Source organism: Pseudomonas sp. H26/SER47-MNA-CIBAN-0231, from assembly GCF_040310465.1.
Taxonomy (GTDB): Bacteria; Pseudomonadota; Gammaproteobacteria; order Pseudomonadales; family Pseudomonadaceae; genus Aquipseudomonas; species Aquipseudomonas atacamensis.
In genome coordinates, this window is record NZ_JBEOPW010000008.1 from 171,711 (window position 1) to 191,024 (window position 19,314).

15 protein-coding genes are annotated in these 19,314 nt (G+C 59.8%); 9 read left to right on the top strand and 6 right to left on the bottom strand.

Annotated elements, in window-relative coordinates:
• Positions 1-3: 3 nt before the first annotated feature.
• Complete coding sequence (locus tag AAEZ10_RS14990; protein ID WP_073474543.1) at positions 4-477, top strand: LEA/WHy family protein; 474 nt, start codon at positions 4-6, stop codon at positions 475-477.
• Positions 478-614: 137 nt separating this feature from the next.
• Here AAEZ10_RS14990 and AAEZ10_RS14995 read toward each other — a convergent pair whose 3' ends face one another.
• Positions 615-1,538 carry a carbon-nitrogen hydrolase family protein gene (locus tag AAEZ10_RS14995; RefSeq protein WP_350569834.1) on the bottom strand — a complete coding sequence of 308 codons (924 nt, stop codon included), beginning with the start codon at positions 1,536-1,538 and terminating at the stop codon, positions 615-617.
• 84 nt (positions 1,539-1,622) lie between these two features.
• Between AAEZ10_RS14995 and AAEZ10_RS15000 the strand changes: the two genes are divergently transcribed.
• Positions 1,623-2,537 carry a LysR family transcriptional regulator gene (locus AAEZ10_RS15000; RefSeq protein ID WP_350569836.1) on the top strand — a complete coding sequence of 305 codons (915 nt, stop codon included), beginning with the start codon at positions 1,623-1,625 and terminating at the stop codon, positions 2,535-2,537.
• A gap of 6 nt (positions 2,538-2,543) precedes the next feature.
• On the opposite strand, the gene AAEZ10_RS15005 is transcribed toward AAEZ10_RS15000, so the two are convergent.
• Positions 2,544-2,798, bottom strand: coding sequence for a hypothetical protein (locus tag AAEZ10_RS15005; protein WP_003224595.1), 255 nt, complete (start codon positions 2,796-2,798; stop codon positions 2,544-2,546).
• A 154-nt stretch (positions 2,799-2,952) separates the two neighbouring features.
• On the opposite strand from AAEZ10_RS15005, the gene AAEZ10_RS15010 reads away from it, so the two are divergent.
• Positions 2,953-3,270 (top strand): ElaB/YgaM/YqjD family protein, encoded by a 318-nt coding sequence (locus AAEZ10_RS15010; protein ID WP_024012897.1) that lies wholly within the window; start codon positions 2,953-2,955, stop codon positions 3,268-3,270.
• 59 nt (positions 3,271-3,329) lie between these two features.
• Here AAEZ10_RS15010 and AAEZ10_RS15015 read toward each other — a convergent pair whose 3' ends face one another.
• On the bottom strand, positions 3,330-4,358 hold the full coding sequence (locus AAEZ10_RS15015) for an Ldh family oxidoreductase (protein ID WP_110645238.1): 1,029 nt from the start codon (positions 4,356-4,358) through the stop codon (positions 3,330-3,332).
• 395 nt (positions 4,359-4,753) lie between these two features.
• Here AAEZ10_RS15015 and AAEZ10_RS15020 point away from each other — a divergent pair, with 395 nt between their 5' ends.
• Positions 4,754-9,433: a dermonecrotic toxin domain-containing protein gene (locus AAEZ10_RS15020; RefSeq protein WP_350569839.1), complete on the top strand. Its 4,680-nt coding sequence runs from the start codon at positions 4,754-4,756 to the stop codon at positions 9,431-9,433.
• Between the two features lie 70 nt (positions 9,434-9,503).
• Here AAEZ10_RS15020 and AAEZ10_RS15025 read toward each other — a convergent pair whose 3' ends face one another.
• Positions 9,504-9,773, bottom strand: a complete 270-nt coding sequence (locus AAEZ10_RS15025; RefSeq protein WP_071172382.1) for a PepSY domain-containing protein — start codon at positions 9,771-9,773, stop codon at positions 9,504-9,506.
• 153 nt (positions 9,774-9,926) lie between these two features.
• On the opposite strand from AAEZ10_RS15025, the gene AAEZ10_RS15030 reads away from it, so the two are divergent.
• Positions 9,927-10,928 (top strand): FecR family protein, encoded by a 1,002-nt coding sequence (locus tag AAEZ10_RS15030; protein ID WP_350569842.1) that lies wholly within the window; start codon positions 9,927-9,929, stop codon positions 10,926-10,928.
• Between the two features lie 52 nt (positions 10,929-10,980).
• On the opposite strand, the gene pvdQ is transcribed toward AAEZ10_RS15030, so the two are convergent.
• Positions 10,981-13,320: a bifunctional acylase PvdQ gene (pvdQ, locus tag AAEZ10_RS15035; protein WP_350569844.1), complete on the bottom strand. Its 2,340-nt coding sequence runs from the start codon at positions 13,318-13,320 to the stop codon at positions 10,981-10,983.
• Positions 13,321-13,563: 243 nt separating this feature from the next.
• Here pvdQ and AAEZ10_RS15040 point away from each other — a divergent pair, with 243 nt between their 5' ends.
• Positions 13,564-13,941: a fe2+ zn2+ uptake regulation protein gene (locus AAEZ10_RS15040; RefSeq protein WP_071172379.1), complete on the top strand. Its 378-nt coding sequence runs from the start codon at positions 13,564-13,566 to the stop codon at positions 13,939-13,941.
• An 18-nt stretch (positions 13,942-13,959) separates the two neighbouring features.
• Here AAEZ10_RS15040 and AAEZ10_RS15045 read toward each other — a convergent pair whose 3' ends face one another.
• Positions 13,960-14,148 carry a hypothetical protein gene (locus tag AAEZ10_RS15045; RefSeq protein ID WP_016770563.1) on the bottom strand — a complete coding sequence of 63 codons (189 nt, stop codon included), beginning with the start codon at positions 14,146-14,148 and terminating at the stop codon, positions 13,960-13,962.
• A gap of 357 nt (positions 14,149-14,505) precedes the next feature.
• Here AAEZ10_RS15045 and AAEZ10_RS15050 point away from each other — a divergent pair, with 357 nt between their 5' ends.
• The 3 genes from AAEZ10_RS15050 to AAEZ10_RS15065 are packed head-to-tail and all read left to right on the top strand — an operon-like array spanning position 14,506 to position 19,297.
• Positions 14,506-15,753 (top strand): MFS transporter, encoded by a 1,248-nt coding sequence (locus AAEZ10_RS15050; RefSeq protein WP_350569846.1) that lies wholly within the window; start codon positions 14,506-14,508, stop codon positions 15,751-15,753.
• A 9-nt stretch (positions 15,754-15,762) separates the two neighbouring features.
• On the top strand, positions 15,763-16,893 hold the full coding sequence (locus tag AAEZ10_RS15055; RefSeq protein WP_350569848.1) for a LuxE/PaaK family acyltransferase: 1,131 nt from the start codon (positions 15,763-15,765) through the stop codon (positions 16,891-16,893).
• A gap of 1 nt (position 16,894) precedes the next feature.
• Complete coding sequence (locus AAEZ10_RS15065) at positions 16,895-19,297, top strand: acyl-CoA reductase (RefSeq protein ID WP_502947695.1); 2,403 nt, start codon at positions 16,895-16,897, stop codon at positions 19,295-19,297.
• The last annotated feature ends 17 nt before the right edge of the window (positions 19,298-19,314 follow it).

Here is a 19,314-nt window from a genome sequence, read left to right on the forward strand (position 1 = left end):
TTTATGCGCCGCGTCCACGCCGTCATCCTGTCGCTTCTGCTGTTGTCGCTCAGTGCCTGCGCACTGTTTCCCAATCGCGACCCGGTGAACATCAACGTGGTCGGCCTCGAACCCTTGCCCAGCCAGGAACTGGAAGTGCGCTTCGCGATCAAGCTGCGCGTACAGAACCCCAATGAAACGGCGATCGATTACAACGGCATCGCCCTGGATCTGGAGGTCAATGGTCATTCGCTGGCTTCGGGTGTGAGCGATCAGAGCGGCTCGATCCCGCGTTTCTCTGAAGCCATTGTCACGGTACCGGTCAGCGTCTCGGCGTTCTCGTTCCTGCGCCAGACATTGGGCCTGAGCCAGACGCAAAGCCTCGATAACCTGCCCTACGTACTGCGCGGCAAACTGGCGGGCGGTTTGTTTGGCACGATGCGCTTTACCGACAGCGGCAAGTTGAGCCTGCCCAAGGCGAGTGCGGCGACTTGGTAAAAAGTTTTCTGATCGGGCACCGATCCCTGTGGGAGCTGGCTTGCCAGCGATAGCGGTGCATCTGCCAAAAAGATGTCGACTGACATGGCCCCATCGCTGGCAAGCCAGCTCCCACAGGTTCAAAACAAGTATCAAGGTCAAGTGTTGAACCGCACCCCCGGCTTCGCACGCTCATCAACGCTCAACTCGAACACATCCGGCCGCGCATAGTGGCCGACCACATCGTAGTCATACCGCGCGCGGATCAGTTCATCGGTGTCGATCTGCGCCGTAAGCAAGCCCGCTTCCCCGCGCAACGGCCCCGCCAGCACATCGCCCATGGGGCCGACGATCACGCTGCCACCGGCAATCAACGGTCGATCACCCGGCCAATTGGCAATCTCCACACCCAACGCATTCGGCGAGGCCTGCACCTGACAGGCGCTGACCACGAAACAGCGGCCTTCGTGGGCGATGTGGCGCATGCTGACCTGCCACATTTCGCGCTCGTCCACGGTCGGCGCGCACCAGACCTCAACACCCTTGGCATACATCGCCGTGCGCAGCAGCGGCATCATGTTTTCCCAGCACACCACCGCGCCAAGCTTGCCGACCTGGGTGTCGAACACTGGCAGCGTCGAGCCGTCACCCTTGCCCCAGATCAGTCGCTCGGTGCCGGTGGGCATGAGCTTGCGGTGTTTGCCGAGCAGCCCGGCCTGGGGATCGAAATACAGCACCGTGCAATACAACGTGCTTCCGGCGCGCTCGATCACGCCGATCACCAGATTGGCCCCGGTGCGCGCTGACAATCCGGCCAAGGCGTCGGTTTCGGCGCCAGGCACATCAATGGCGTTGGCAAAGTACCGCGCGAAGGCCTCGCGCCCCTCGGGCAGTCGATAACCCAACTGGGTGCCGAAACCCTCGCCTTTCGGATAACCACCGAGCAAGGCTTCCGGCATCACCACCAACGCGGCGCCGGATTCGCGGATTGCGTCTTCCCAAGCAAGGATCTGTTCAAGGGTTTCGCCTTTGCCGCCGGGCAAGGCACCGATCTGCAACGCCGCGACTATGGATTTGGCCATCGTGTTTACTCCATCAGGTTCAGGTGTTGCTGATTCTCCAGCGTCACGCGATCATGAATAAAGCCCTGCCCACTGCTGAATGATATGAGTCAAATGAATATCGCCGACATCGACCTCAACCTGCTGAAAGTCTTCGAAGCACTGCACGACGAATCCAGCGCCAGCCGCGCCGCCCTGCGCCTGGGCGTAACGCAATCGGCAGTCAGCGCGGCATTGCGCCGCTTGCGTGAGGTGTATGGCGATCAGTTGTTCGTGCGCACCGGGCGCGGTCTGGCGCCGACACTGCAAGCCAATCAGCTGAAACCGGTGATCAACGATGCCCTGAACAAATGCCGGCAAAGTCTGGCCATGCTTGATCCAGCGACCAATCAGTACGAGGGGCGCTCGGTAGCGATCGGTCTGTCAGATGATTTTGAAATTGCCTACGGTCGCCGCCTGATCGAGGAAATCGCCCGTCGTGCGCCGAAACTGCGGTTGATATTTCGCCAGACCCACAGCCAGATCGTCGCCCGCGCGCTGATGGAACGCAGCATCGACCTGGCGATCACTGCCGGAGGATTTGCCGAGCGCCTGCTCAGCCGTCAGGTGTTGGGCGAAGGTGGCTATGCATGCCTCGTCGATCCAGCCAGTCTCGCGCCAGGCCAACAGCAGATCGCGTTGCAGGAGTTCGTTGAACGCGAGCACATTCTGGTGTCGTCGGGCGGCTTTATCGGCATTACCGATGAAGGATTGGCGGCAGTGGGCTTGAGCCGGCGAGTCTGCGCGTCGACCACGCATTTTGCTGCACTGCCCTTTTTGCTCAAGGGCAGTCAGGCAGTGGCGACGATCCCGGCCCACGCCGCCGCAAGTATCGCGGCGCTGAGCGGACTGGCGCTGCTGCCCTGCCCTTTGGCTTTACCGCGTTATCCGGTGGAACTGGGCTGGCGCACCAGCACGCAGATCGATCCGGTGCTGGTCAAGGTTCGTGAGGCGATTGCCGCCACGTTCAGCCAGGGGTGAAACGGATTATTTGTTCGCCGCCATCAGGCGATTGACTTCACTGCGCACCATGTTGGCGAACTCCGGCGGCGACATGCCGTCCAGCTCGGCGCGGACCCACTCGGCCCATTTGCCCTTGCGCTTGGAGCGCTCCCCAAACAGGCGCGCGGCTTCGCCTTTGGCTTTGCCCAGATTGTTCTGCCAGAGCTCGAACAGACGGGATTTCTCGTCTTCCAGCGCTGCGCGCTCTGCGAGGGATTTGTCGGCCAGATTGAAACTCATGGGGATTTATCCTGCTGCGTAAAATGGCGACATCTTACACGCTCGGCACAAATCTCCGGTGCAGGTTTTTCCCTTGTCCGCGAATGACATGCAACTTTTCGCCTGCCGCTACACTCCATTGGTCACTGTCCATTCACCTGCAAGGAGTCACCCAATGGCCCGTAAAACCGCCTCGCAAGCTGCCGAAGAGCAAATCAAGGATCAAGCTTTCAGCGAGCTTCAGGCTCTGATCGAAGAATCGGACAAACTGCTCAAGAGCAGCGCTTCACTGGTAGGCGAAGAAGCAGAAACGCTGCGCGCACAAATCGCCCAGAAGCTGCAGCTGGCACTGGATTCGGTGTCCAGCGTGCGCGACCGCACCAAACCCGCTGTTGAAGCCACCGAGAACTACATCGGTGGCCACCCTTGGCAAACCGTGGCGGTCTCCGCCGGTTTCGGCCTGGTGGTGGGCCTGCTGCTCGGCCGCCGCTGAGTTCCAGCGCCACAAAAAAAGCGAGCCTTGGGGCTCGCTTTTTTATGCCTTGTGCAAACTCAGTCCCCCGCCAACTCCCGCAACTGCCCCAGCGTCTGTTCATCCAGCGTGATGCCCTGCGCTAATGAGCGGGCACGCTGCAAATGCCGCCGATCCCCCGGCAAACGCTTGAGCCCGACCCCGTGCATCTGCCGTACCAGTTCCTCGCTGCGTTGGGCAAAGCTCTGCCCCGCCGCTTTGCTCGGGTCGATGACGATCAACAGCTGGCCGGTCCATGGCGTCTTCGCGCCAGGATGGTTGGACCAGTCAAACTCGAATGAGAAATTGCCGCCGGTCAATGCCGCCGCCAGCAACTCGACCATCATCGACAGCGCCGAGCCTTTATGCCCGCCGAACGGCAACAACGCGCCGCCTTCGAGAATCGCCTTGGGGTCCTGGGTCGGTTGGCCGAGGCTGTCGACACCCATGCCGGCCGGGAGTTTTTCACCTTTACGGGCTGCAATTTGCACATCGCCATGGGCGATGGCGCTGGTGGCAAGGTCGAACACAATCGGCGCGGCGTTGGCCCTTGGCGCGGCGAAGGCAATCGGATTGGTACCGAACAATGGCCGATCAGCGCCATGGGGCACCACGCAGGTCATGCTGTTGACCACGCTCAGCGCCACCAGACCTTCGTCGGCGAAGGGCTCGACATCCGGCCACAAAGCGGCGAAATGATGCGAGTTGCGGATCGCCAGCACCGCGATCCCGGCATGACGCGCCTTCTCGATCAGCAGTGGTCGGGCCGCTGACAACGCAGGCTGGGCAAAACCGTTGCCAGCGTCAACCCGGACAAACCCCGGCGCGACGTCTTCAACCTGGGGCACCGCATGGCCATTGACCCAACCACTTTTCAGCGTCGAGACATAACCGGGGATGCGAAACACGCCATGACTGTGAGCGCCGTCGCGTTCGGCGTTGGCGCAGTTGGCGGCCAGCACCCGGGCGACGTCGCTGGAAGTGCCGTGGCGCAGAAAAATCGTTTCAAGCAGTTGCGTCAGTGCCTCGAGGGACACTGTGGACGAGCCATGATCGTGTAGCGCAGACATCTGAAGCTCCAGAATGATTATTGGAGGGAACAACAGCGTACGGTCGAATTTGCCCACCGATTAACCGCGCCCGAGCTGCCAGCTGTCAACCCTTCGATTGATCGGCATCCGCTGGCGCGCCCAGATGCACATTTCACGGTCAGCGTGTGCGGTAACTATCTACCGCAAGTGCTCCAGCCTGCGCATCTACTGTTGAGTTCCAGCCCAATGGCGCCCCGTTCAGAGTTGCAATGATGTCCACCCCGACTGCCCCGCTGTTGTTTCCAGTGATATTCGATTCACCCGGCCTGCACGCTGCCCTGGGTCCGGCACACGGTCTCAACAGCAAAGACTTCGACTGGCTCGCCCATGCGCAACTGGCGACGCAATCGCTGCGCAACAAGCAGACCCCACCGATGCTGGCCGAACGCATCCTGCTCAACGCCGAAAAGCAACAGGCCGTGCCGCTGGCGGGCAGCTTCATGCTCAGCGCAGGGCCGGATGACAACGGCGTGTTTCTCTATACGCCCTACGATGGCCTGAAAAAATTCGCTGACCGCCAAGCACTGACGGACGCCCTGCAGACACGCCTCGACAATGCCGGGGAAGCTGATGATCTGCTGGCTTTCCTCTCGGTTTCGCTGCGCAAGGAACTGGTGGAAAAACGCGGGATTACCCTGACCTGCGAAACCATCGAAGGTAATGTGTTCGAGGACCAGCAAGCGGCTATCGGCGAATCCCTGGAGAGGTGCGCCCGTGACCTGCTGGACGAGCTCAAACGACTGCCATCCCTTGCAACGTTGCTGGAAAAGATTCTCGACGAACTGCTCGAAGCGCATTTTGCCGCGTTGCAACAGTCGCTAACCCGGGTCGGTTTCTATTCGGCGACCTCCTCTGCGGACAAACAGTGGGTCGACTCGCTGTCGCTGAGTGACGCGCTGCTGCTGCACTTTCATCGCCAAGGCTGGCCGCACGGTCAGACCGTGGAATTTACCCATCCTGCTCGTTCGGTCAGCGAAGACGATCAGTCTGCCTGGACCCAGGCGATCGAGTGCGCATCGGGAAAATTGACCATGCTGTTGTTTCGGCAGCTTGAGATCTATTGGAATGGCGCCTCATTCGAGGGCTCGCCCAGACGTACTTTCTTCAGCCAGACGCTACAGGATCAAGCGCGAGCCGATCTGATGATCAAGCGCGAAACGCAGATCCTCACTGCCAGCGAATTCGACGCCCTGCACTGTCTGGTCCGTGAGCCAAGCGTTGCAGTGCGGCGGCCAACGTTCGAAACCGTGTGCCTGAGCGAAGAGACAGCCTGTGTCGAGCTGGCCGGTTCGCTGATGATCAATCATGACAAGGCTTATCTCTATACGCCCAGCCAGGGCCTGCAGGTGCTCACCGACTACGCCGACCTCAAACAGACACTGACCGCCAAACTGCGAGCTGCCGGGCACGAAGATGAGCTGTACGGGCTGATGAACCTGCAAGAGCGCAATCGCTACCTTGGCTTCACTAACGCACAGGTATCCGGGGAAAACATTGGCGGTGAGATCATGACGACGCTGTTCGAGACCATCATCACCAAACAACGCCAGAACATTGAATTCGTGTTGCAGCGCTTTCGTCAGAGCAAACGCACCACCGATATCCATGCACTCTTTGATAAGGCATTGGATATCCGCTCAATGATTCATGAACGGCTGCTCAAGCTCGACGTCAATCAGCGCTGGAGTACCCGTCCGTTATTCACCAGCACTCCGCCATCGTCACTCGTGCAAGCGGACAAGGCTGCGCAGCAGGCGACGAGTCTGGGACGGACGCTGGATAATCTGACCAGCCACTTCAAAGACCAGCCGACCGGCCACGGCGGCGAACAGCGGGTCTTTCTCGAGGGCATTCTCTGGAAGCTGGCCCAGGCGTTCGAAGATGGCCTGCGCGGTGAGGCCTACCTGCGCAGTCTCAGCGGGTCATGGCTGGAGGCGGAGCGAAAGATCGTCGACACCGTGTTCGATGCCACGCATCCGACACGCAGGGAGCGCCAGTCACTCAATGGTTTTCGCCCCGATGCATGGTCGCTCACCCTCACCTGTGCCGAGTTCAAAGGTGCGCTGCCGCTCGCTCACTGCGTGCTCCTGACCGAGCGCGGCGGCATGGATGACAAGCATTCCGGACGCGCCATCCTGTGGACACCGGCCACGGGGCTGGAACAGTTCGAGAATATCGCCGTCGCGCAGAAGCAATTGCAACAACGCCTGGATGACAACAACCAGAGTCACACGCTGCTGGAAAATCTGCCAAGAGCTCAACGTCGACTGGACCAGCAATACACCCTGGGCAGTTTTCAATTGATTGAAGACCGGGTTTCCAGTAATCGCATGCAATCGGGCATTGAACACTTCCTGGCCGATTCAGAAGAGCTGCGCGTTTGTATCAAGGACCAGGACAGGTTGCAGACTTACCTTGAGCAAATGAAAAGCGCGGTGATCGATACCAATCTGCGCCGCGCCGTTGACCTTGCACGAACCCTTGCCAGTCATCTGGATTATCCCGACTGGTTGCGCATGGCCTCGGCGACCGAGCAGCGCACGCAACTGGCGTTGCTGGATGAACTGCGCCGCGCGTTCATCGACGGCAAGGATTTCCTCGATGAGGTCCCGGCGCTGGCCACTCATATCGAGCAGACACTCAAGACACTGCTCGATGCGCGATTTCCAGGCAACGGCCTCAAGCCACAGGACATCCGGATCACCCCCAACCTGACACTGGCCGGCCCTGCCTGTGACTTGCTGGAGTTTAGCTTGCATCACTACAACGTCGTGCAGGACAGCGGTTTCAAAGTGGCATCGACAACCGCGACGGCACTACCGAAGGATTTTGGCCAGTCCGCCGTACGGCAACTGCTGCAATCTCTCGACGTTGCCACTACCTACACCGCGAAAGTGACGGAAGCGCTGACAGCTGATAGCGCGTCAGCACGCCTCAGCAAAGAACGATTCTTGCGCCAGCTGCCCTGGCAATTGATGCAGCACGCCCACTCGATGAAGTTGCAACAGCAACTCTCCGATACCGGCTACGACTATATCTGCCAGGTCCTCGATATGCCGGACGGGATAGCGCGGGCGATGGTCGACGGTGCTCACGCCATCGCTTGTCCGCTATCGTTGATCAAGACTTCAGGCGCTGATTGCGTAGATGCGCTCGGACTGTATGTCTTCGGTCCGGGCGCAGGGCAAACAGGTCCCCGGGTCCTTTATGCGCCTTACTCAAGATGGATATTTCGCGAGTTCGAGAACGAAGCGCAGTTGATCGAGGCACTCAATACCCCCGGCCACTTTCAGGACTTGCTCATCCGGCGTCTGCCTGACGCGCAGCAGGCCGTATTCAAGAGCCTGCTGAAAACAACGATCGGCAAAAACAGTGAAATCACCCTTCATGACTCCCCCATAAAGGGCAACGTGCTCGAGCGGTTGCACAAAGACACCCTGAGTCTTCTGCCACAAATGCTGCGCAGTCAGCCACAGATCAATGCCCAGGCAGATTGGGAAGCAGTGAAGTTTCTGTTCAGCCACGGCGTCCGCCTGGTGCCGCACGTGTTGCCGGGCAAACTCGCCTGCGGATTTTTCCTTTGGCGCAGCTATCAGGATTTCAAGGCCTCCGCTGAAGGCCTGCAGGATCACCACTGGGCGAACGCCCTGAAAAGCTTCATTGCAGGGGCGATTACCCTCTTCAGCCTGGGACGTCTGTCGTGGGAAAGCGAGGCAGAAACGGTCAGTACCGAATTCGCCGCAGAGGCGCACGCACCTGAGGGTACAGCCACGACGGTGCAAGCAGCCTCTCGCTGGGCAAAAGTGTCACCGGTAACGCCCGCCCGCGTGGATCTGCAGCCCTTCGAAAGCAGCACGGCACTGGAAAGCCTCAAGCTCGATGCCAATAAGCTGGTCTATGGCGATTCGTCGACGACGCAGAAATACGCCGCCATTGCCGGCAAGGTGTATCCGACGGTCCAGGTCGAAAAGACCTGGTATTTGCGCAAAAAAGACGGCAGCCCGGGGCCGGCACTCGAGGAGAAAAACTCCCGTCTGGTCGTCGCAAGCACCGGCCAGCAGGTGTATCGCTGCCGGTCAAAAAAACGTGACCCTGTGCAACACGAAGTCGAGGAAAACCGTTCCATAGAAATGTATATCCAGGCCAGAGGCATGGCCCAGATCAACCGTCGCTATCCGGCTAGGGCGTTCGTGATACAGCAAGCGGTAAATCGTGCAAGAGAATACGCAGTCAATTGTCTGCATAACTACGTTACACAGCGCGACAACCTTACGGGCACGCGGTTAGAGACGGTTTTGAAGAAGTTCTTCGAGGTGTCGGTAATAACGCCTACGCTGCTCAGGAAATTCGAGAAGGTGATTATTCCTGTTTGCCGAGAACTGACGAACCCGAAAGACGATCTGCTCTACACCGAACGCTTTTTTACTGGTCTGAACGGGCCTGGCAGCGGCAATACCGTGGCATTCGTTTTCAAACAGGACAAACGAAAAATCATTCATCTCACTGAGCTGTTTTTCAACCCGGGACTGGATAAATACACTGCGCATTTGCCTCCTCGGTTCAATGTTGATTCCCATGCCCGCGCTGTAACGCTGATCCATGAGCTCTCGCATCTGGTTTGCGACAGCGACGATATTGTCGCCGTGCAGGCCATGGCGCCTTATCTGGACCTCATCGACACGAGGACGACCTCGGGCAAACATGCCAAGGAATCTATTGAACGTCATCGCAGCTTATTGTCGCGCTACGGCAAGCACTTGTTTGCGGAGAAGACCGGCAAACAGGTCTGGACCGACCTGGACAAAGTGCCGGCGCATGCCGGCAATTACCAAAAAATCCTCAGCCTTACCAACACCACAAACCTAGCAGATGCACGCCTGGCGTTTTGCCGCCCTGATTCTGCAGATGCAAGGATTGACGTCATGCTCGCCAACGCCGATTCGATCGCGTTGCTCATCAGTGAACTGGGCCGCCAGCTCGACCCGCTTCCCGCCCCTCTATCGTCAGCGGCGCCGGGGTCGGATCAGGCAGGAGCCTCGCAAGCGCTGCCGTGAAGACAAAAAAATGCGCTGACGTCGCGCCAGCGCATTGTTCAACACAACAATCAGCGGTGTTTATGCTGGGTTAATCCTTCTGGTCCCGCAGTACATTGCCCGAGGCGCCGTCGATGCGGAACTCATAGACACTGCCATCGGCCTTGCGCCCTTCGCCTTCCCAGTAGCCGTCATTGTCGGCGCCGATCTCATAGACCTCGACATAGCCGGCCTTGGTCTTGGCGACCTCGATGGCTTTTTCGATGGTGATCCAGCCTGCGCCCGGCTTGTCCGCCAGAGCGGCACCGGCGCTGAGCAAACCGGCGGTGGCAATCAGGGCTGCGAATGTCTTTTTGATCATTTTTTCACTCCATTTATGGATAGTAGGCAGTTGCTTCCTGTTTTTTTGGGCGCCACAGGGAAAAATAAGTTCCACGTTGATGGGTAAATGCCATGACGGATGTTCTCGGCAGCCTGCCGGCGAGGTTAGAATGAGCGAAATCAGGACGAGTCAATGACCCAAGACACTCTCTCGGAAGCCGAATACGATGCGATCACCGATGCCGCCGCGCACTGGTGCATGCGTCTGCACGCCGCTGACTGCACGGACGAGGAGCGTCGCGCATTTGAAGACTGGCACGAAGCCCATCCGCTGCATGCCTTTGAATACGAAGCCATGCAGGAAATCTGGGAAGTCGCCGGAGATCTGCCTCGAACCGAACCCGAGGCGCTCGCGGCGCAGCGCAAACCCTTGCGTTCGTGGCGCAAGTTCGCGGTCATCGCCGGCGCCTGCGCTGTCGGCTTGCCGCTCGCGGCCTACAGCGGCTGGAGTCTGGGCTGGGTGCCCAACAGTTATCAGCATTACGCCGCCACCGACAGTGTGCGTCAGATCACCCTGAGTGACGGCAGCCAGCTGGAACTCAACCTGAACACCGACCTGACTTTCAGCAATTACAAGAATGAACGTCGCGCGACTCTGAACAAGGGCGAGGCGTTTTTTAATGTCAGTCATGACGCGTCTCATCCGTTTGTGGTGCGCGCCGGCGATGGCAAGATCCGCGTAACCGGTACCCGATTCAATGTGTGGATGTATGAAGATCAGGTTCGGGTCAATCTGGTCGAGGGTTCGGTGCTGGTCAGCAGCAATCGCGATCTTCCGGGCGACGGCCTGCGTCTGAGTCCATCGATGCAGGCACGCTACCGACATGGCGATTACACCCCGCAAATCAGTCAGACCTACCCCGGCGATACCTCGCTGGCGTGGCGCAGCGGCCGACTGATTCTGGACAACCTTGCGCTGCACGACGCCCTGCCGCTGATCAACCGTTACCTCGACAAGCCGTTGATGCTGGCCGACACCAGTACCGGCGCGATCCGCGTGGGCGGTGTCTACAACATCAAAGAGATGAACAACCTCGCCAACAGCCTGCCAAAAGTGCTGCCGGTCTACCTGACCCGCAACAAGGAAGGCAACCCGGTAATCAATTCGATGCCGCAGCGCCCGCCGAAAAGCTGAAGGCCGCGTCCCTTGCGGGAGGCGGCCTTCGTTTGTTTCAGGCGACGACTGTTTACTGCGCTGCCACCTTCCCTGCCTGATCCTGCTTGATCGTCTGCACCTGATATTGCGGATCCGCCTGGATCTGCTGCTCAGTGAATGGCAGGACACTCCACTGTTTCTTCGAAAACGCCTCGGTCTGATCGCGTGAATATTTCGACGCCGGATCACTGGATAACGAGAACGCCAGCAGCCCTTGGGCATGCGGGCCTTTTTCGTCGAAGCTCACCACTTGCAGATAGCTGGTGCCGCTGACCACCTCAAGTTTGCCGTCATCACGGGGCACGCTCTGCATTGCATTGTAGATGCCCAACGTACCCGGCCCGCCATGAATCGGCGTTTGCCGCCCGCCACTGCTGACCACCTGGATATCACCCCAGCGCGTTTCAGGTTTCAGGCCCATTTTTGCGACCCGCTCGACCGACGCCAGCATCGCTTCACGCAGCGCCTTGGCCACGGCCGGTTGTTCGAGCGCCAGGCCGTGCGGAGTGTGTTGCGCATCGGCCGGATTGAATGCAACACGCCAGATATCCGGTGATTCAAGCAGCGCCTGCATGATGTTCTGGAAGTGCACCAGACCGATCCCGGAATCCAGACTGGCACGACCATCCCAGGCTTCGAGGCTGGCGCAGACCGGCTTCAGCGTGGCCGCATCGCTGCCCAGATCGGCGCCGCAGAACTTCAGCAGATCGGGCATGACCTGCGCGGCCAGATAGACCTGATCGTCCATGACCATGTGCTGCAGATCCTTGACCGCCAACGGGCCTTTTTTGCTCAGCTCAGCCAAACGATCAAGCGCAAATCGCGAGCGCAGGCCCAGCGGTTGTCCGTCCTGACTGATCAGCGGTGAATAGCCAGTGAGCGGTTGCGCCGGGTTGGCCAGCCACGCTGAATCGTTGGAGTGCTGAACGAAATCCTTGCGCAGCAATTGCGGTAACTGGCTGGAGGCGAAGATGCCCTGCTGCGCCGCTTGCGGATCGACATCCCAGGCACAGCCGCTGTTGGCACCGTCCAGGACAATCATGCGCAGACCGAGGCGTGGATCGCTGCACTTGGCCAGTTTTTCCGCGCTGACATTCGGCACCACCGACAGGTTCATGTACAGCGTCTGGCCCTTGTCATCCACCGCCAGAGTGTTGACCCACGGGATGCCCTGGATCTTGTGCACGGCGTCTTGCAGATCCTTGAGATTGCTAGCCTGGTTCATTGCGTACCACTGTTTGAGCACGCGATCGTTGTCGAGGTTGGCATCGCGCAAGCTGTAGGCGTACTGCTTGTCCCAATCGAGCTTGCCCGGCCATTGCACGATCGGGCCGAACTGCGAACTGTAGATATCGCGTTTCACCGGCACGACCTGGCCGTCAGCCTGCTTGACCTGCACGGTAACCGTCTGTTTGTTCAGCGGCAGCGACTTGCCATCGAGCAAATACCGGGTCGGATCCTTTGGATCGAGTTGCAGGCGATACAAGGTGAAGTGTTTCGACGAGTCGACAGTGTGGGTCCAGGCCAGATGCTGGTTGAAACCGATGTTGATCATCGGCAGACCCGGCAATGCCGCGCCCATGACATCGAGCTTGCCGGGGATGGTCAGGTGCATCTGATAAAAGCGCATCCCCCCGACCCATGGGAAATGCGGGTTGGCCAGCAACATGCCGCGGCCGTTGAACGAACGCTCGCTGCCGACTGCCACGGCGTTGCTGCCGCGATCCAGGGCGAAACGTTGCTGACGGGCGTCGGCCAACTGGAACGCCTCGGCATCGTGCTTGACCTGTGCGGTCGCTTGCGGCGGCGTGGCGCCGGCCAGAGCCTCGGCGAACTGCCCTACCCCGCCTTCCACCAACAGGCGCCGTGTCAGTTTGACCAGATCCTCGGCACTGATATCACGTACCCACTCGCCCTGGCATTGCTGCGGCAATCCTTGCTGGCGCCGTTCGGCCAGATAGCGGTTGTATCCGGCGGCATAACCCTCGACCAGGTCGCGGACCTGCGTCGGTTGCGCCTGCCAGAAGGTTTCGACCGCTTCTGGAGTATTGAGCCAGGTGAAGAACACATCACTGACGCGGTTTTCCCGTTGTTCGACAGTGAACTGCTCCGGGCCGAAGTAGCGTGAGCGCTCGCCGTTGACCGTCACAATCTCGTTGGCCAGCAAACACAGGTTGTCCTGGGCATAGGCGTAACCGATGCCGAAACCCAGCCCGCGTTCGCTCTCGGCGCGAATGTGCGGCACGCCGAAACTGGTGCGGCGAATATCGGCGCTGGTTTGTGCAGACGGGCTCAGTGCATGGGCCGACAGGCTCAGTCCGAACAAGGTGCTGGCGAGGGCCAGCCCGGTGAGTTGCCTGGAAATAATCACGCTTGCTCCTGATCGAAAGGTCGATTGCCCCTGCGTCCACGCGCAATGAGCCTGACGAAGAAACGAAGCGGAGGAAAAAAATTTAGCGGGCAATTCTTCGGGACGAGGCCGGCATCACAAGGCCGAGACGAATTTGCGACGAAATTTCTACATCTTTTCTTTCATGATTTGTCGTGCTGAAACGTCTTGTTTAGAGAGCGCAACAAAACCTTTCCCGATCTGGCTCTGAAAAGGAGTAATCGCATGTACAACTCGCAACTACCATCGGACGGTAGCCAGACGCCACAGGGCGTTTCCATGGGTTCGCACACCGGCAATTTCACCCAGCGCGGCGAGCGTCCGGGCAACGAGCGTATTCGCGTGCTACTGAAGAGTTTCGGCCTGCGCACCAGCCTGATTCGTCTGAAAGTCATCGACGCCCTGCTGGTGGCCGCACAGAGCAATCGTCGCCTGGGCGTCCGTGGCGTGCATAGCCAGTTGCTCGATCTGGACGTGCCGTTGTCCTTTCTCAGCGTGCGCGAAGTGCTGAAACGCTTGTGCGCGGAAGGCGTGATCACCTTCAACGCCGACAAGAGTTACAGCCTGCACCCGCAGGCTGCAGCGGTCCTCAACCACGAATGAGGCAACGGGTGCTCGCCGTTACGGCTTGACCTTGCGGCGCATCACGCCATTGATCACCACCACAACCACGGCCACGCCGATCGCGACGTACTGGAAAGTTTTCTCGGTGATCATGCCGGCGTTTTGCAGCCAGGACAGGCCCAGCATGATCGCCAGTACCGACAGAGCGATCAGAATCGAATAAATCAAGCGTTGCTTCTGGGTCATTGCGGTTTCCTGAAACGTTGGTATGTATGCGTTTGCAAGCCATACGCTTGCCGAATTACGGGGGCGTGCCGGGGCAAACGGAGTGCCATGTTACAGCCGCGGAAGATTTTTCGCTGCATCGCCGCCCAACCTGGAAGCGCGGTACGCCCGGTCGATTTACCGCAAACAATGCCCGCCCTGTCGCGGGCATTGTTGTTTCTGCCGCAATGGCATCCAGCTGAACATGTTTGCGTTCCGCCCGCCCTTTAAACATGCCGTAAGTTTTTGAAATCTGCTGACGCAGCAAACGGCTAGGTCTGCTGTGCGGCTGCGCCTAGGCTCTGCGAACTTCCTACCACTCATAAAACAGGGATGTTCATGCAGAGAACACTTATAAATATCGGCCCCAGGCAGGTTGCCGGTTTCTGTCTCGCGCTGACCGCTTTCGAACTGCTCACTTACATGGCCAGCGACGTGATCATGCCAGCGATGCTGGACGTCACTACCGACCTCGAAGCGGACGCGCGGCATGTTCCCCATGCATTCAATCTGTATCTGTTGGGTGGCGTCTGCCTGCAATGGCTACTGGGTCCCTTGTCCGATCAATTCGGGCGCAGGCCACTGTTGTTGATCGGCAGTGCACTGTTCGGTGTGTCGTGCGCGGCAGCTTTCAGCACTGACAGCATTGAAGCGTTCAACCTGTTGCGTCTGTTGCAGGGCATGGGGCTGGGATTCGTCGTCGCCGTGAGTTACCCGGCATTGCAGGAGGTTTTTTGCGAAGCCGACGCCGTCAGGCTGATGGCGTTGCTCGGCAATGTTGCGTTGTTATCGCCGTTGCTCGGGCCGCTGCTTGGCATCCTGCTGCTGGAATGGCTGAGCTGGCGGGAAATTTTTCTGCTGCTGGGATGCACAGCAGCGCTGGTCTGGCTCGGCCTGTTGCTGTGGATGCCGGAAACCGTGGGCGTCGAGCGCCGCGACGGTCAACAAACTCGCCGGGTGTCCTTCTCCTGGCGCCTCATTTGTCGGCGCTACGGTGCGCTGTTGGGCAATCCGCGTTTCCTCTGCGCAAGCCTGGCGCTCGGCCTGATGAGTCTGCCGCTGATCGCCTGGATAGGCCTGGCGCCATTGCTGCTGGTGCGGGTACTGGAAATGCCGCCGCTGGAATATGGCCTGTGGCAGATACCGGTGTTCTCGGCAGTCATCGCCGGCAATCTGATTCTTGACCGCTTGCTGCAGACTCATTCGCTGACGCAATTGATTCAACTGGCGCTCTGGCCGTTCTGTCTGGGCCTTCTGTTTCTGGCCGCGTGCGCATTGCTCGGTGCGGGGCTTGGACCGGTGGTGGCGAGTCTGTCGCTGTACGCCGTCGGGCTGGGCATGAGCAATGCGGCGGTGTATCGCCTGGCACTGTTTGCCAGCGACGACAGCAAAGGTCTGGTGTCGGCGCTGACCGGCATGATTTCGATCGCCGTCATGGGCCTTGGCGGTTCGCTGATTGCTGCCATCGGTGGCGGCAGCCGTCTTGAATACTTCGCTCTCTGGGCCGCATTCGGCGGGCTGATGTGCCTGCCCATGGTTTACCGGCTCCTGCAAACCACCACATCTGATGTGGCCTCGCCTCAGTAAGGAACACTGATGACTCACCTACCCTATGCCGACGCGCTGTGCGCGTTGACGCAACCCTATTGTGCGGATTCAGCCGCGCCTGATCTGTTTGATCGGGCGATGACTGAAATCAGCCGCTTTCATTGCGAGCACACTCCGGGTTACGCCCATTGGCTAAACGCCCATGGACTGACGCCGCAGGACCTCGACAATCTCAATGACTGGTCGCGTCTGCCGCCGATCTTTGCCAGTTTCTTCAAGCAACACCTGCTGCTGAGCAGCACCGGCGCAGACGCCCTGGAACTGACTTCGTCGGGCACCAGCGGGCAGAAAAGCCGGATGCGTTACGACGAACGCAGCCTGGCTCGCGCGCAGTTCATGGTTGCGCAGATCTTCCGCCATTACGCCTGGGACACTCCCGATAGTCCGTGCAACTACCTGCTGTTGAGCTACGAACCCGAAGGACGCATTACCTTGGGCACCTCGTTTACCGACCAGTTTCTCTGTCGGTTTGCCCCGGTCAATCGCGTGGTCTACGCCTTGCGTAACACTGGTCGCGGCCATCAGTTCGATGTATTCGGCGTGATCGCCGCCTTGCAGTCATTCGCTGAAGAAGGCTTGCCGGTACGGATTTTCGGCTTCCCGGCGTTTCTCTGGCAGACCCTGCAACGCATGCAGGCTACCGCTGTGCAGGATGTGCAATTGCCCGCCGGTTCGCTGGCCTTTTTTGGCGGTGGCTGGAAAACCCAGGCCGCGGAGGAAATTCCCAAACAACAGTTTTACGCCCATATCCATCGGCAACTGGGCATCGAACCGGCCCGCTGCCGCGACGGTTACGGTGCTGTCGAGCACGCCGTGCCTTACATCGAATGCGCCCGTCACCGCTTTCATGTGCCGGTTTATTCGCGAGTGCTGATTCGCGATCCGGCGGATTTTTCCCTGCTGCCCTTTGGCCAACAAGGCCTGCTCGGCTTCGTCTCGCCTTACATCTCCTCCAGCCCGGCCCACGCCGTGGTCATGAGCGACCTTGCCACGCTGCACCCGGGCGCAAGTTGCGGCTGCGGGCTGACCAGCGACTGGTTCGAACTGCACGGCCGCGCCGGGACCACAGCGGGCAGAAGCTGCGCAATGGCCGCCGCCGAATTACTGGGAAGTCACTGATATGTATTTGATCAATGGACAACTGCACCACGCTTATAACCTCGACCAAGCATTGCAAGACCTGCAACAGGCGTTGCCGCAACACTTGGCGAGGGCGCTCGACAGCCGCACAGTCATCGACGCAGTCGCGGGATTTGCCCGGCAGCTGCATGACGCGCACACGGATCTGCCCCTCGACAACGAGCAGCGGCAGGCCCTGATCGATTTCTGCCAACCCGAAGCGCTAGCCTACAAACGCCAGCGTGAGTTGGGCGCCGAAGCCGATTGCCTGCGTCGTTTCGATTATCGCCAGCCACGCTTCGAAGCCTGGCGCCCACTCGGGCTGGTGGTGCACATCACTCCGGCCAACGCGCCGCTGCTGGCCTTTTGCGCGGTGGTGGAAAGTCTGCTCGCCGGCAACGTCAACTGGTTGCGCCCCAGCCGCAGCGATCAAGGCCTGACGGCGCAACTGCTGCGCGCGTTGGTCGACTGCGATGCCAGCGGACAACTGGCCGGACATGTGGCGGTGATTCCAGCGAGCACCGAGCAGATCGGCAAGCTGTGTAAACCCGCCAACGGGGTTGCAGCGTGGGGTGGCGAAGCGGCCCTGCAAGCGATTCGGCAACAGTTGGTGCCGGGTTGTCGCTGGATCGATTGGGGGCACCGCATCAGCTTCGTCTATCTCACCCCGGAATCGTCTACGCCGGAGGCGCTTGATGCCGTCGCCGACGAAGTCTGCCGACTGGATCAGCAGGCCTGCTCCAGCCCGCAATGGCTGCTGGTGGACAGCGATGATCCGCAGGTTTTGCGCGATATCGGTGAACGCTTGGCGCAGGCCCTGCAACGACGCGCCACGCAATGGCCGGCTCTGGTACCGACAATTCAGGAAGCCTCGCAAATTACCACGCACACGCAGATGGCCCGCCTCGGCCAGAGTTTCGCCGGTCATACCGGGCAAGTGTGGAGCGCCCCGGGCTGGCGGGTGATATGGAGCCATGATCGGCAACTCGCGCCTTCACCGCTGTTTCGCAGCGTACTGCTGCACCCGCTGCCGCAGGCACTGCTGACAGCCACCCTGCTGCCGTGGCGCAACGTCCTGCAAAGCTGCGCGCTGATGTGTGCGCAACCGCGCATTGCCGAGCTTACCCATGCGTTGATCGCTGCCGGTGTCACGCGTATTGCACCGATCGGCAGCATTCACGACGGTTACGCAGGCGAACCCCATGATGGCGTCTATGCGCTGCAACGCTTGAGTCGGCGGGTATCGGTGAGTCTGGCGGCCACGCAACTGCCGAATCAGGCCAGTCTCGATTCACCGCCACTCGCGGCGAAGTCGTGCGCTGCGATCATGAACAAAGAGGCGTTCGTCGCCCAGCCCATCAACGATCAGGCGCAGTTGTATTTCCGCTCCGGAGGCAGCAGCGGCACCCCTGCTCTGGCCGGCTACAGCTATCGCGATTTCGATCGACAGATGCGCGCAACCGCTGACGGTCTGTTCGCCGCTGGTCTTGATCCGGCGCGGGATCGGGTCATGAACCTGTTCTTCTGTGGCGGGCTGTACGGCGGTTTTCTCAGCTTCAGCAAAGCGCTGGAATTGCTTGAGGTGACGCACCTGCCCATGGCCGCCCCCGCTGATGACAATTATCGGGAGATTGCTCAATTGATCATCGACCAACGGGTCAACGTGCTGGTGGGAATGCCCGCCACAGTGCATCGCCTGTTTTTGAATGAGCAGCAGCGGCTGCGCGCTTATGGCGGGGTTGAAAAAGTCTTTCTGGGTGGCGAGCACCTGAGCGAGCAGAACCGTGCATTGCTGCGCAGTTGTGGCGTGTCGAGCATTCGCTCGGCGATCTACGGCAGCGTCGATGCCGGCCCGCTAGGCCATGCCTGCAGGGCTTCGGCGGATGGGGTTTTCCATCTGATGAACGTGATCCAGCACTTGGAAATCGTCGCGTTCGATGAGGATGTGCCGGTGGTCGAGGATCAAGTCGGTCGGCTGCTGGTCACCTCGCTCGCCCGTGAAGGGGGCCAGCGCGTGCAGCGTTATGAGATTGGCGACACCGGGCGCTGGCTGCCGGGCGTCTGCGCCTGCGGGCTGACGTCGCCACGCTTCGAGCTGTTGCAACGCCACGGCAAGCTGTTGCGCATCGGCACTGACTTCATCTCCCTGAGCGAATTGGCGTCGCGGCTGCAAGTGCCGTTTCAGTTGCAGCTGGACCACAGCGCCGAGGGCGTGGAGCGCATGCAACTGCACTGTGAACTTGCAGCCGACATCGCTAAACACCGTCTCGCCGATTACCTGACCCTGACGACCGTCATCGACAGCGGATTGCTGGTGCTGCAGATCGAACAATGCCCGCCCGAGCACTTCGTTCAAAACAAACACAGCGGCAAGACGCCGCTGGTCATTGACGCCCGCCGCTGACGCTTGCCGTGAGCTGG

What these genes read in the sequence shown, in the direction of transcription:
- AAEZ10_RS14990 (WP_073474543.1), top strand. Translation starts at nt 4, where the DNA reads ATGCGCCGCGTCCACGCCGTCATCCTGTCGCTTCTGCTGTTGTCGCTC.
- AAEZ10_RS14995 (WP_350569834.1), bottom strand. Translation starts at nt 1,538, where the DNA reads ATGGCCAAATCCATAGTCGCGGCGTTGCAGATCGGTGCCTTGCCCGGC.
- AAEZ10_RS15000 (WP_350569836.1), top strand. Translation starts at nt 1,623, where the DNA reads ATGAGTCAAATGAATATCGCCGACATCGACCTCAACCTGCTGAAAGTC.
- AAEZ10_RS15005 (WP_003224595.1), bottom strand. Translation starts at nt 2,798, where the DNA reads ATGAGTTTCAATCTGGCCGACAAATCCCTCGCAGAGCGCGCAGCGCTG.
- AAEZ10_RS15010 (WP_024012897.1), top strand. Translation starts at nt 2,953, where the DNA reads ATGGCCCGTAAAACCGCCTCGCAAGCTGCCGAAGAGCAAATCAAGGAT.
- AAEZ10_RS15015 (WP_110645238.1), bottom strand. Translation starts at nt 4,358, where the DNA reads ATGTCTGCGCTACACGATCATGGCTCGTCCACAGTGTCCCTCGAGGCA.
- AAEZ10_RS15020 (WP_350569839.1), top strand. Translation starts at nt 4,754, where the DNA reads ATGCTGGCCGAACGCATCCTGCTCAACGCCGAAAAGCAACAGGCCGTG.
- AAEZ10_RS15025 (WP_071172382.1), bottom strand. Translation starts at nt 9,773, where the DNA reads ATGATCAAAAAGACATTCGCAGCCCTGATTGCCACCGCCGGTTTGCTC.
- AAEZ10_RS15030 (WP_350569842.1), top strand. Translation starts at nt 9,927, where the DNA reads ATGACCCAAGACACTCTCTCGGAAGCCGAATACGATGCGATCACCGAT.
- AAEZ10_RS15040 (WP_071172379.1), top strand. Translation starts at nt 13,564, where the DNA reads ATGTACAACTCGCAACTACCATCGGACGGTAGCCAGACGCCACAGGGC.
- AAEZ10_RS15045 (WP_016770563.1), bottom strand. Translation starts at nt 14,148, where the DNA reads ATGACCCAGAAGCAACGCTTGATTTATTCGATTCTGATCGCTCTGTCG.
- AAEZ10_RS15050 (WP_350569846.1), top strand. Translation starts at nt 14,506, where the DNA reads ATGCAGAGAACACTTATAAATATCGGCCCCAGGCAGGTTGCCGGTTTC.
- AAEZ10_RS15055 (WP_350569848.1), top strand. Translation starts at nt 15,763, where the DNA reads ATGACTCACCTACCCTATGCCGACGCGCTGTGCGCGTTGACGCAACCC.
- AAEZ10_RS15065 (WP_502947695.1), top strand. Translation starts at nt 16,895, where the DNA reads ATGTATTTGATCAATGGACAACTGCACCACGCTTATAACCTCGACCAA.